The organism is Fulvivirga kasyanovii (genome assembly GCF_009711405.1).
In the GTDB taxonomy this organism is placed as follows: Bacteria; Bacteroidota; Bacteroidia; order Cytophagales; family Cyclobacteriaceae; genus Fulvivirga; species Fulvivirga kasyanovii.
In genome coordinates, this window is record NZ_SMLW01000591.1 from 2,337 (window position 1) to 15,012 (window position 12,676).

Here is a 12,676-nt window from a genome sequence, read left to right on the forward strand (position 1 = left end):
TAGTTTCTTTCTCTTTATGAGCACATCCCTGCCTGCCTGGCATGGTCACGCTGATGTTAGGGCTATAGATTCGCTCAATAACTTAGCGATACAGTATTCGGATGCATACCAGCTCAAAGAGGCATTGTCATTGGCGGAGAAAGCCGATTCATTATCTGGTGAGTTTCAATACCGGGAAGGTACAGCATTGTCGCAACTGATCATAGGTGTAGTGCTTGGCAGACAGAACCACTATAAAGAAGCGCTTGGACACCTGGAAAAAAGCATGGCCGAGTATGAGGATCTTCACGATTTTAAAGGTATAATTCGTGCCATCAATGAGAGGGGTGTGATTTTCTGGGGGATAGGTGAATATGACAAATATCTTGAGGAGCACCTGGAAAGTCTGAAGCTGAGCCAAAAGATCAATTATGAGCCGGGCATAATAGACTCTTATATATCGCTGGGAAGCACTTACGATATTTTAGGGAATTTTGAAGAAGCCGTTTTTTATTACCACAAAGCGCAAAACCTGGCGTCTGAAACAGATGATTTCACCAAACTTTCCCTCGTATATAACCAGTTGGGTAAGTTGTACAGTGACCATGACCGCTATGATTCTGCCAAAGTATATTTTAGCCTGTCGCGAGGACTGGCCGTGGAAGAGCATGATATTAACGGGCAGGCCCGATCCATACATTCACTGGGAGAGCTTTATTATAAGCAGGGAGAATATGACAGGGCCCTTGAAAATTATTTTACAGCCCAAAAGCTGGTGGATGAAATTGACAATGAGCGTGCTGAGGCTATTATAAATAATAGTATTGGCATAACTTATTTTAAAATGGGAGATAATGACTCCGCCATTAAATACCTCAAAAAAGGAGTAGAGCAAGGCCGTACAGTAGGAATAATAGTCAATGAATCCGAGGCAGCCGAGCTGTTGAGCCGGATCTATCAATCCGAAGGTGATTATGAGCAGGCCCTGATCTATTATCAGTACTTTAAAAAGTTGAGCGATGAGCTTAATCATAGCCGCAAGGTAGGTGAGTTGGCCCGCCTGGAAATGAAATATCATTATGATAAAGAGAAACAAGAGGTGCTTTTTGAGAAAGAACAGGAGAACCTGCTCAACCTGGCCCGGATTGAGGAGCAAAGAGGCTGGTTGTACCTTTCGATTGGCGGGGTGGTTATTTTGCTACTTGTTTCCGTTTTTATTTTTATATACCACAGGCTAAAACAGCGTACCACGAAAGACCTGCTCATTCAGCGGCAGCTCAAAATAGAAAAGCTCAACAATGAGATGGAAGAGCTGATATACCGGACCAGTCATGATCTTAAAGCCCCAATAGCAACCATATTGGGTATCACCAACCTCGTGTCCAGAACCGCCACCCCGGAGCAGTTGCCCTATTTTGAAATGATTGAAGGTACGATCCGCAAACAGGAAAAAGTGATCAGGGATATTGCAGATATCTCTAAAAATGAAAACCTGCGGGTGGTCAGGGAGAAGATTGACTTCGAAGAACTGATCAATGATGCCGTAGCTACCTATAAAAATGGTTATGAAGACATAGAGGTGCGGGTCAATCTGGATCAAAAAGCCATTTTTTATTCTGATAAAGAGCGCGTTAAGATCATAATCAATAACCTCGTGTCCAACGCCATTACTTTCAGGGACCTTCATAAGGAAGAAAAGCCATGGGTGGAGATCACCGTTGAAGGCAATGAAAACGAATGCCTGATCAAAGTAAGCGACAATGGTGTCGGTATTGAAAGGGTATTTCAAAAGCGTGTTTATGATATGTTCTTTAGAGGAGAAGAGCTTTCCACAGGGTCAGGTCTGGGCTTGTATGTCACAAAGAACATTGTTCAGAAGCTGAGAGGCACCATTGACCTTGAAAGCGAGAAAAAAATAGGTACCTCTTTCAAAATACTCCTGCCCAATCTACACTAGCAGCTTTGTGCGCATAAATACTTGTTTTCTCAAAATATGTCTATTTTAGGGGAAGAGAATAGGCGAGTTTATGCAAAAGTATTTATGTTTATTTATTTTGACTATAGCACCTTTTGTGGTGTGTGGTCAAAAGCAGGTATTGGATAATAACCCTCCGGCTATGGATTGGAGGCAGATCAATACACCAGGGTTTCGGGTGATATTCCCTCATGGATATAGCAAAGAGGCCCAGCGGGTAGCTAATACACTGGAGCATGTGAGAATGGCTGAAACCGAATCTATGGGGGAGGATGCCCCACGAAAGATATCACTCATCCTGCAAAACCAGAATTCCGTTTCCAACGGGTTTGTGACCCTCGGCCCGCGAAGATCAGAGTTTTATACCATGCCACCGCAGGATTATAACTTTATAGGTACTAACCGCTGGCTGGACCTGCTTGCCGTGCATGAATACCGGCATATTGTGCAATTCCAACAAAGCAAAACCGGCTGGAACAAGTTTTTCTATTATCTGTTCGGAGAAAATACTCAGGCAGGGATGGCTTTTTCTGCGGCGCCACCCTGGTTTTGGGAGGGTGATGCTACAGCCATAGAAACCAGCTTCACGCACAGCGGAAGAGGCCGGATACCATCGTTTAATAGAGTATTTAGGGCCAACCTGCTGGAAGGTAAGCGCTTCAACTATCATAAGCAGCACCTCAGATCGTATAAGGATTACATACCTAACCACTATGTATTAGGCTATCATTTTGTAACCCATTTAAGAAGAAGGACCAATGACCCTGACATCTGGGGGAAAGTTTCAAACAGTGCGTTCTCGTGGCCTTTCATACCTTTTACTTTCTCCAATGCCTTAAAAAGACATACAGGCACCTATTTGGTGAAGAATTACGATATGATGATGAATGAACTGGATAGTGTTTGGACTAAACAGTTGCAAGGGCTGGAGACCACACGGTTTGAGCCGGTTAATGAACGAAGATCCAAAGCCTTTACGGATTATAGTTTTCCTCAGATACTTGATAATGGCAAGTTGGTAGCATTAAAATCTGGCATAGGAGATATCCAGCAGTTTGTTTATATCGGTGCCGATGGGGAAGATGAGAAAGTGTTCGTTCCCGGAATCATGAATGAAAGTGGTATGCTTTCCTCTGCCAAAAATAAGGTAGTTTGGAACGAAATCCATTTTGATCCGCGCTGGAGGGTTCGTACTTATTCCGTGATCAAAGCATTTGACTTTGAAACAGAAAAACTTAAGGTAATCACCCATAAGACGAGGTACGGCGGAGCGGCTATATCCCCTGATGCCGGCCGCATCGTGACCGTGCTGACTACAGAAGACCAGAATACATACCTTGTTATATTGGATTATGATACCGGTCAGGAAATCAAGCGTTTTGATAACCCTGAAAATGCATTTTATTCCATGGCAAGGTGGTCAGATGACGGTGAGCGCATTGTAGCATTGAAAACAACCGAAGCGGGCCGTTCTGTTGTAGCATTCAATGTCAATTCCGGGGCTGAGCAGACACTTGTGCCTGCAAGCTACGAGAATAAGGGACACCCTGTTTTATACAAGAATATGCTTTTCTACAACTCACCCTTGAGTGGTATTGACAATATTTATATGTATGATTTGGAATCAGGCGAGTATTACCAGGTCACCAGCAGTAAATATGGTGCTTATAATCCTGAAATATCCAATGCCGGTGATTTTGTCTATTATAACGACCATACGGTTAATGGCCTGGATGTGGTAAGAATACCTTTGGATAAGTCTGGTTGGAGGCTGCTCACGGCGGTTGAAGATCGTTCGGTGAAATATTATCAGCCTGTGGTGGAGCAGGAGGGGCATGAGGATATCCTGAACAGTGTGCCTGCTACCGAGTATCCTGAAAAGAAATACAGCAGGCTTGGTCATATCATTAACCTTCATAGCTGGGGGCCTTATGCCAGTACTGACCTTAACAGCGCTCAGTTTGGTGTATTTTCGCAAGATGTACTGAGTACTACCGCCATTTCCCTTGGCTATCAATACGATGCTGTTGAAGAGACCGGGTTTGGTTATGTCAACGTCAGTTACCAGGGCTTTTATCCTATCATTGACCTCCAGGTATCAAAAGGATCACGATCAACGGAAGAAGCAGTTACCAATGAAAACAACCAGGTGGAAGATGTGACGTTTAACTGGGACGAAACTTCTGTAGATGTGGGCTTAAGATTACCACTATTATTGACAAGGTCTAAATACCACCGGGAACTATCACTAGAAAATGAGGTGGGCATAACCAAAGTGGAAAACTTCAATCAGAATTTCAGGTTCCTTGATCAACAGTCCGACGGAGATCTGTACACCAATGTAGCCACTGTTAACTACTTTAACCTGCTTAAGCAAAGCATCAGGGATATAAATAGTAAGTGGGGGCAATCCTTTGCTGGTAGCTATACCAGCTCTCCGTTTGGGGGCGATTATGATGCCGGACAATTGGCCTTGCGCGGTACCCTTTATTTTCCTGGCCTATTTAAACATCATTCGTTTTACCTGCGTGGGGCCTACCAGCATAAGTCCTGGAAGCTTGATACCCTGAACAATGACACTTACTTATTATCCAACCAGATCCCCTTGCCCAGAGGTTACTCGCATAGCACCTGGGAAGACTTTTTCGCTGCATCGGCAAACTACACTCTACCTTTGTGGTACCCGGATATTGCTCTCGGACCATTGTTAAACCTCAAAAGGATAAGGACAAATCTCTTTTATGACTACGGTTATTCTGAAATTGACCTGGTCAATCAGGCCCAGCGGGTAAGGTTACAGCGTGAAGATACCTACCACTCAGTGGGGGCGGATGTACTTTTTGATGTAAATTTTTTACGTTTTCCGGCTGATATTGCCCTGGGTTTCAGATTTTCTTATGCCGAACCTAATAATTTTAAATCAGGAGGTAGTAAATTTGAGTTCCTGATTTCAAATATCAGCTTTTAGGAAGAACATAATTTTTAGAAACACATTATTTGAATAAAGGGATATTAAGACCTATTTTTGACAACTAAATTTTTAATACACACTTATGGCTGAAGTAATACGTATGCCTAAAATGAGCGATACCATGGAAGAAGGTGTTATCGCGTCATGGCTGGTTAAAGAAGGAGACAAAATCAAATCCGGTGATATATTAGCAGAAGTAGAAACAGATAAGGCTACTATGGAGCTGGAGTCTTATGAAGACGGTACGCTATTGCATATAGGTGTGAAGGAAAAGGAATCGGTACCTGTTGATGGTGTTATAGCTATAATAGGTGACGAAGGGGAAGATATAAGTGAGTTGCTTAAAGAGGCTAAAAGCGGTGGAAGCTCCAATGGAGCAGATAAAAAAGAAGAGAAGCAGGAAGCACCCGAAGAAGAAGTAGAGGAGGTGGACGCTTCTGATGTAAACGCTACTTTGATCACCATGCCTAAGATGAGTGATACCATGACAGAAGGCACCATTGCCTCATGGTTAAAGAAAGAAGGTGATCAGGTAAGTGCAGGTGATATACTTGCCGAAGTAGAGACTGATAAGGCCACCATGGAGCTGGAAGCTTACGAAGATGGTACGCTTCTGTATATTGGAGTTAAAGAGGGTAATGCTGTGGAGGTTGATGGTGTGATAGCCGTTATCGGTGAAAAAGGTGCTGATTACGAAAAACTGCTAAAATCCCATAAAGCCAAGCAACAATCAGGATCAGACGCCGGAGAGAAAAAAGAAACAAAACCTGCACCTTCCGAAGAAAAAGCTGAAAAGAAGGAAAGCACAACAGATGCTAAGGTTTCTTCTACTACCGAAGGTGGCAGAGTGAAGGCCTCTCCTCTGGCTAAAAAGATGGCTGAGGAAAAAGGTTACGATATTAGAAAGATCAAAGGTTCCGGAGATAACGGACGAATTGTGAAAAAGGATGTGGAGGAGTACACTCCTGCCACTGAAGTTGTGCAGCAGGCTGCAGAAGAAAAAGGAACATCTTTCAACATACCACAAGTGGTAGGCGAGGAGAGCTACGAAGAGGTAAGTGTCTCTCAAATGAGAAAGACTATTGGAAAGAGACTTTCTGAAAGCAAGTTTACCGCACCTCATTTTTATATTACCATGGAGATCAACATGGACAAGGCCATAGAAGCCAGAAAGTCCATGAACGAGTTCTCTCCAGTGAAAATAAGCTTTAATGATCTCGTTATTAAAGCGGTAGCCGCCGCGTTGAGACAGCACCCTAAAGTAAACTCTTCGTGGTTAGGTGATAAGATCAGGTACAACAAGCACATTCATATTGGTGTTGCCGTAGCTGTAGACGAGGGATTACTTGTTCCTGTAGTAAGATTTGCCGATAACAAATCCTTGTCGCATATCTCAGCAGAAGTAAAACAACTGGCAGAAAAAGCACATAGCAAAAAGCTGCAGCCATCAGATTGGGAAGGCAATACCTTTACTATTTCCAATCTGGGTATGTTCGGTGTGGAAGAGTTTACAGCCATTATTAATCCACCGGATGCATGTATCTTGGCAGTTGGTGGTATTAAAGAAACTGCTGTTGTTAAAAATGGTCAGCTTGTGCCAGGCAACGTAATGAAAGTAACTTTATCATCAGACCACCGAGTGGTAGACGGAGCCTTGGGAGCAGCATTCCTTCAGACATTGAAAGGATTGCTCGAAAACCCCGTCAGGATACTGGTATAATATAGAAAAGCAAACAATATACCCTGGCAGTTTTGTTAATTGTCAGGGTTATTTATTTAATCTGATTTGTAATAAATATTTACTGCTCTTGTTATATCGCGGGAGCTGATACTAAAAAGAAGCATACATGGGAATGACTAAAGTAAGATCAACAACCGTATTAGCGATTATACATAACGGAGAAGTAGCCATAGGTGCCGATGGTCAGGCTACCATGGGCAACTATGTAGCCAAAAGCAATGTAAAGAAGATTAGGAAACTGCAAGATGGGAAAATAGTGACAGGATTTGCAGGTTCTACGGCCGATGCCTTTACCCTTCTGGAGAGGTTTGATGAAAAGCTTAACAGTTACGGCGGTAATATGAAGCGTGCGGCTATAGAGTTGGCTAAAGACTGGCGTACGGACCGTTACCTCAGAAAGCTGGAGGCAATGTTGATCACCGCAGATAAAAATGAAGTATTGGTTGTGTCAGGTACTGGCGACGTACTTGAGCCTGATAATAATGTTGCAGCTATAGGATCAGGAGCCATGTATGCCCAGTCAGCAGCGCTTGCTCTGAAAAAGCATGCACAAGGCCTTTCTGCAGAAGATATGGTAAGGGAAAGCTTAAATATAGCTGCCGATATTTGTATCTATACAAACCATAACCTGGTGATTGAAACTATAAAAGATTAACTATGTTAACTATCTATCATAATCCCAGATGCAGGAAGAGCCGTGAAACTTTAGGTATAATTGAAGATTCCGGTGCAATGGTTCAGGTAGTAGAATACCTTAAAACCCCACCTGCAAAAGGCGATTTAAAACAGATCATTGAAAAGCTCGGCATCAAACCAGAAGACCTGATAAGAAAGGGAGAGGCTATTTATAAAGAAAAGTATAAAGGTAAGACCCTTACCGATGATGAGTGGATATATGCCATGGAGGAAAACCCGATCCTCATCGAAAGGCCGATTGTTGTAAAAGATAATAAGGCCGTTATAGGCCGTCCACCGGAAAACGTAAAGGAACTGATATAGCCGGATGGCTATTGCTGCTTATCCAGCAAGTCAATAGCCTCCCTTATGATTTTGCATGCCTCCCTTATTTCATCGTTTGTAATGTTTATGGGAGGCGCTATCCTGAAACTATTAGGGCAGGAGAGGAACCAGAAACATATCACGCCATTTTTAAGGCATTCCTGCACGATAAAAGCAACCTCTTCACTCGTTTCGAACTCAAACGCAAATAAAAGCCCTTTTCGTCTGATATCTTTAATCCTGCTATGTTGTAGCAGTTGCTCAAAGAGCAATCCTTTTTCCTCTACCTGCTCGAGTAGCTTTTCGTCTTCAATTACCTGAAGGGTAGCGAGAGCCGCAGCACAACATACCGGATTACCGCCAAAAGTTGTGATGTGGCCGAGCATGGGGCTATGTGTAAGACACTGCATCATGTCGTATGAGGAGATGAAGGTGCCAATAGGTAAACCACCTCCCAGAGCTTTGGCAGAGGTAAGAATGTCTGGTGCTACATCAAAATGTTCAAAAGCAAACATTTTTCCCGTTCGCCCGATGCCGGTTTGTATTTCGTCAAAAATGAGAAGGGTGCCGGTTTCATCACACTTTGCCCTTAAAGCTTTCATGTATTCCGGGGAAGGTACCCTGACCCCGGCATCACCCTGAATGGTCTCAATAATAACTCCGGCCGTTCTTGTGGTGATCTGATCAAGGTCAGCCAAGCTGTTAAAGTTTATAAACCTGACATCCGGCAGCAGAGGCCTGAAGGCATATTTTTTTACCTCATTGCCAGATACGCTCATGGAGCCATGAGTGCTGCCGTGGTATGACCGTCGGCATGAAATAATCTCAGTCCTTCCAGTGTACCGCTTGGCCAGCTTTAGTGCGCCCTCGTTGGCCTCAGTGCCACTGTTGACAAAGTAGCAGCAATTCAGGTTGTCAGGCAGTAAGCTCACCAGCTTTTCAGCCAGCTCGTTAGGAGAGGATTGCACAAATTCACCATAAACCATTACATGCAGGTGTTTGTCAAGCTGTTCTTTAATAGCCTTTACTACCTGGGGGTGTCTGTGCCCAATGTTGCTTACTCCAACGCCGGAGATCAAGTCCATATATGCCTTACCTTCAGGGCTATATAGGTATAGTCCCTCCCCACGTTCAACGTCTATTAGAAAGGGACTGCCAGTAGTTTGTGCAATGTGTTTTAAGAAAACCGAATGACTGAAATTCATGATGTAAAGCTAAATCATTATCAATATTAGTCAGCCATAGACATGATATAACTTACAATATTATCGTAAAAATATGCTCAATTATTGTCGGGAAGGCTTGAAATGATTTGAGTGCTTAAAAAACTTTGAAGTCAACTCTTCGGTTTTTCTGGCGGCCTTCTTCGGTAGTGTTGTCAAATGCGGATTTCTCTTCACCATAACCAACCACGGAAATCCTGTCATCCGGCACCCCCATGTCATGCATGAGTTGCCGGATCTTCTCTACTCTTTGTATGGAGAGCTTAACGTTGTAGTCATCTTTGCCATCGCTATCTGTATGCCCTTCAATGAGGATCATCCGGCCCTGCAGAGCGTATTCCACGGCTATCAGGAAGGGTTCCATATCTACTACGGAGAACTCCGCATCGTCATAAATAAAGTACAGGGGCTCCAGTTCTATAGGCTCTCCATCTTTATGCGTTTGAAGTTTAGTCTCTACCTTTTTGCGTATTTCCTCATGTTTTGCAGAAGTTGGCTTTGGAATATTATTTTTTTCCAGCACCTGATCTTCTTTGTCATGCTTCTCTGCAATAGTCTGCTCTTCAAAAGATTTTTCTTCGGGTTCTTTTTTAACAACCGGTTGTGGTTTTGGCTTTACCGGTGGTGGTGGGGTATCATTAGGGTCTACCTCGGCCATTGGTTTTGATTTGGACTTTGGAGTGCCAAATAAGGAGGCCAGAAATGATTGATTATCCTTATGCTTAGGTTTGCTATATTTCTTTTTGAATAATTGAAAGCACTGCTTATCCGCCTTTTTTGCGGGAGTATAACGTGACTTGTAAAATGCTTTGGTGTGTTTACTTTTCTTTCTCTGTCCTTCTGCATTCGGAGAAAAAACCAGAAGCAATAAGAATAAACCAAAGCAAATAACCCTAAACCTGACCAACTCAACAAAACCCATTTTTGATCTATTTTTTTGCCATAAAAGCAATTTGTAATATTTTGAATAGGATGTCAACTCGTATAGCTGAATTTTGTATCCCATTCAGTATAATATACAAATAAAACTTAAATTGTAACCAGTAAAATGGTGTTTTTTAAGTTTCTAATCCTATTAGGTGGTCAGATTTGAGTGTAAGTTTTTTAATGAAAAATGCTTTTTGTAATCAGTTCTCCTTAACAATCAGCTTGATAAATTCCTGAATATCGTCGTTGGGCACAGTTACTGACAAATGGTACTGCATGATCTTCCAGCCCGCTTTCGTCTTTTTTAATACTCCTGATCCACGGCAAACACCCATCCAGGTATCAAGAAGCTCAGAAAACCATATTATTTCACCATTTTCTGAGAAGTTCAACTGCCGATCGTAAGGTTTGAAGTCCCAGGCTTTGCCTTTGTCAAAGTAAGGTTTGGAGAAATCCCAAAAGGATTCTTTGTCCCACCTTTCGGTCGCATCAGTGCCTATATAAATGCCATCTTCGGCAATACTGCCAAAGAAAACCTCTGCGTTGGCTTCTGCAGCAGCTCTATGCCAGTCATCAAGAAAACTATTGACGGCTTCCTTTTCCTGGGCTATACCAGTGATAGTGCAGCCCAATAAAATAATGATCATAATTCGTTTCATGAGTGATTGTTTAAGTCTCTAACCTTTATCAGTTTTCAATTTAGCGCTTTTTTGGAATAAAATAATATGCCGTAAACACACTTAACCCGGCTAAAATACATGCTATAAGTGCAGACTGCCTGAAGGTTTCTATGAATGACAGTTTTACGGCGCTGTTTATAATCTGTTTCTCCTCTTTTGTGGTGCCTTCCGGTGGCCGGGCCTCAGCCAGCTTGGGAATTTCTTCATTCAGTTGTTTTTGTAAAGGCCCGGAAAGCTCTAGTTGTGCGGTGTTCTCCTGAAAACTACTCTTGAAGGTGATAACGCCAAAAGCTCCCATGATGGCAATAGCCAGTACCCCCGCTGTTCTGGCTATGGTATTGTTAATGCCGGAAGCCGACCCTGTTTTATCCTGAGGCACTGCATTCATTACAGCAGTGGTTAGAGGAGCAACGGTTAATCCCATGCCAATACCTATGGTAAGTATGGCGGGAAAAAAGGTTTCCCAAAAATCTGACGGGCCTGCAGTGATCCCTGGTATGGAAAATAAATAGAAGCCAATAGCAGTGACCATTGATCCTATAATTAAAGGTGTTCTGGCACCTATCTTATCAGCAAGGTGCCCTGACCACCGTGATAGAAAAGCGATTAGCAGGCCAAAAGGGAGCATAACCAACCCAGCAATTTCTGCCGGATACCCCTGGACCTGGATCAGGTTTAAAGGGAAAAAGAACAGAAAGCCACCCAGTGCTGCATAGATAAAAAGAGTGATAGTGTTTGTGCTGCTAAAAGTCTTAGACCTAAATAATGATAAAGACATCATGGGACTTGATGCTTTCTTTTCCCGCAATACAAATACGATTAGTAATAAGAATCCAGCCAGCAGGGATACGAAAATCCTGGGAGTATTGAACCCATAATTAGGCGCTTCTATAAAGCCGTAAGTCAGGCATGCAAGAGCCAGTGTGGCAAAAAGGGCCCCGAGGTTATCACTTTTATAGGCATGGACATCTCTGCTTTCAGGAACCTTTCTTAGAAAAAACAGTGCGATAACAGCCAATGGAATATTGATGAAAAAGACTAATCTCCACAGGCCCATACCCGCGAGCCATCCTCCAAGGGCCGGGCCAAATACCGTAGTCATTGCACTAAACATTGACCAGGTGCCGATAGCTTTGCCGCGCTCTTCCTTAGGAAACAATGCGGAAATAATGGATAGACTTCCCGGTACCATTAAAGCGCCACCAATACCCTGTAAGCTTCTTGACAGAATGAGCATAGTGGAAGAAGTTGACAACCCACAAAGGACAGAGGCTATGGAAAACAAAATAATACCCCCAATAAAAACCTTCTTTCTTCCATACCTGTCGCCTAAAGAACCTCCGGTGAGCAATAGGGCTGATAGGAACAATGCATAACTATTGATCACCCATAGGAGGGAAGATCCTTTCATGTCAAGGTCACTCTGTAAGGCAGGAAGGGCAACGTTAAGTGCGGTTGAATCTATAAAGGCCATGCTAGAGGCCATTATAGTGGCTATTAGTGTCGCTTTTTGCTGAGTATTAGATAGCATAAAGCGATATTAATAAAAAAGAGCGCCATTCGGCGCCCTTTTTGTTTTAATTTTTAAGTTCAGTCAGGGTTTTCTTTTCCTTAGTCTTTAAATCGTAAACATAAGTGAAATCGTCCTGGCTCTGACCTTCCCGCATGATCCCGGGAATCATTACAATTTTTATTGCATGATCGTTGTAAAAGCTGACTGATCCGTTATCCAGTGCATCTTCATACACCACCTTGTCAGCTTTAAGGTCATGAACAATATATTTAATATTATTCTGAGGCTGCTTTGCCGTCCCTTTGGTCTCAACGTAGCTCAGCACGTAAGAAGAATCAGAACTGAAAACATGTTCAATTTTTCCGCTGAGCTTTTCCTCAGATACTGATTTATAATTTGAGGATTGTGTTTTCCCATTGACACAAGCCAGGGAAAACACAAGTCCAAATATGATTAAGCTATTTATAATTTTCATTAACACTTATCTATGTTTTTGAATATTGAGTTTAACACTTTCCGATTTTCCGGTCAACTCCAGAATATACTGACCAGGCTGCAAGAAAGAAAGCATAACCACTTCATTTTGGAAAACGATATCCTTGGCCAAAACAACCTGGCCCATCAGGTTATAGATCGTAATCCTGCTGAATCGGCCATCCTGTTTAATA

11 protein-coding genes are annotated in these 12,676 nt (G+C 42.8%); 5 read left to right on the forward strand and 6 right to left on the reverse strand.

Annotated features, from left to right (window positions below; all coding sequences use genetic code 11):
• The 5 genes from E1163_RS30625 to arsC form a co-directional block, all read left to right on the forward strand.
• The coding region (locus E1163_RS30625; RefSeq protein ID WP_221418018.1) for a tetratricopeptide repeat protein at positions 1–1,936 on the forward strand (1,936 nt) is incomplete at its 5' end.
• 70 nt (positions 1,937–2,006) lie between these two features.
• Positions 2,007–4,922, forward strand: coding sequence for a hypothetical protein (locus E1163_RS17005; RefSeq protein ID WP_155173655.1), 2,916 nt, complete (start codon positions 2,007–2,009; stop codon positions 4,920–4,922).
• 85 nt (positions 4,923–5,007) lie between these two features.
• Complete coding sequence (locus tag E1163_RS17010; protein ID WP_155173656.1) at positions 5,008–6,645, forward strand: pyruvate dehydrogenase complex dihydrolipoamide acetyltransferase; 1,638 nt, start codon at positions 5,008–5,010, stop codon at positions 6,643–6,645.
• A 133-nt stretch (positions 6,646–6,778) separates the two neighbouring features.
• The gene (gene hslV / locus E1163_RS17015; RefSeq protein WP_155173657.1) at positions 6,779–7,321 is read left to right on the forward strand and encodes an ATP-dependent protease subunit HslV; all 543 of its coding nucleotides are present in this window, start codon (positions 6,779–6,781) and stop codon (positions 7,319–7,321) included.
• Between the two features lie 2 nt (positions 7,322–7,323).
• Complete coding sequence (gene arsC, locus E1163_RS17020; RefSeq protein ID WP_155173658.1) at positions 7,324–7,665, forward strand: arsenate reductase (glutaredoxin); 342 nt, start codon at positions 7,324–7,326, stop codon at positions 7,663–7,665.
• An 8-nt stretch (positions 7,666–7,673) separates the two neighbouring features.
• On the opposite strand, the gene E1163_RS17025 is transcribed toward arsC, so the two are convergent.
• The 6 genes from E1163_RS17025 to E1163_RS17050 form a co-directional block, all read right to left on the reverse strand.
• A complete protein-coding gene (locus E1163_RS17025) occupies positions 7,674–8,870 on the reverse strand; it encodes an aspartate aminotransferase family protein (protein ID WP_155173659.1) in 1,197 nt (398 codons plus the stop codon).
• A 115-nt stretch (positions 8,871–8,985) separates the two neighbouring features.
• Positions 8,986–9,810, reverse strand: a complete 825-nt coding sequence (locus E1163_RS17030) for an OmpA family protein (RefSeq protein ID WP_185156126.1) — start codon at positions 9,808–9,810, stop codon at positions 8,986–8,988.
• A 205-nt stretch (positions 9,811–10,015) separates the two neighbouring features.
• The gene (locus tag E1163_RS17035; RefSeq protein WP_155173661.1) at positions 10,016–10,474 is read right to left on the reverse strand and encodes a nuclear transport factor 2 family protein; all 459 of its coding nucleotides are present in this window, start codon (positions 10,472–10,474) and stop codon (positions 10,016–10,018) included.
• Between the two features lie 40 nt (positions 10,475–10,514).
• Entirely contained in the window at positions 10,515–12,026 is a 1,512-nt protein-coding gene (locus tag E1163_RS17040; protein WP_155173662.1) for an MFS transporter, read from the reverse strand.
• Between the two features lie 46 nt (positions 12,027–12,072).
• A complete protein-coding gene (locus E1163_RS17045; RefSeq protein WP_155173663.1) occupies positions 12,073–12,483 on the reverse strand; it encodes a hypothetical protein in 411 nt (136 codons plus the stop codon).
• A 6-nt stretch (positions 12,484–12,489) separates the two neighbouring features.
• The coding region (locus E1163_RS17050; RefSeq protein ID WP_221418019.1) for a T9SS type A sorting domain-containing protein at positions 12,490–12,676 on the reverse strand (187 nt) is incomplete at its 5' end.

Bases quoted from the DNA above. Each gene is read 5' to 3' on its own strand.
- E1163_RS17005 (WP_155173655.1), top strand. From the start codon at position 2,007: ATGCAAAAGTATTTATGTTTATTTATTTTGACTATAGCACCTTTTGTG.
- E1163_RS17010 (WP_155173656.1), top strand. From the start codon at position 5,008: ATGGCTGAAGTAATACGTATGCCTAAAATGAGCGATACCATGGAAGAA.
- hslV (WP_155173657.1), top strand. From the start codon at position 6,779: ATGACTAAAGTAAGATCAACAACCGTATTAGCGATTATACATAACGGA.
- arsC (WP_155173658.1), top strand. From the start codon at position 7,324: ATGTTAACTATCTATCATAATCCCAGATGCAGGAAGAGCCGTGAAACT.
- E1163_RS17025 (WP_155173659.1), bottom strand. From the start codon at position 8,870: ATGAATTTCAGTCATTCGGTTTTCTTAAAACACATTGCACAAACTACT.
- E1163_RS17030 (WP_185156126.1), bottom strand. From the start codon at position 9,810: ATGGGTTTTGTTGAGTTGGTCAGGTTTAGGGTTATTTGCTTTGGTTTA.
- E1163_RS17035 (WP_155173661.1), bottom strand. From the start codon at position 10,474: ATGAAACGAATTATGATCATTATTTTATTGGGCTGCACTATCACTGGT.
- E1163_RS17040 (WP_155173662.1), bottom strand. From the start codon at position 12,026: ATGCTATCTAATACTCAGCAAAAAGCGACACTAATAGCCACTATAATG.
- E1163_RS17045 (WP_155173663.1), bottom strand. From the start codon at position 12,483: ATGAAAATTATAAATAGCTTAATCATATTTGGACTTGTGTTTTCCCTG.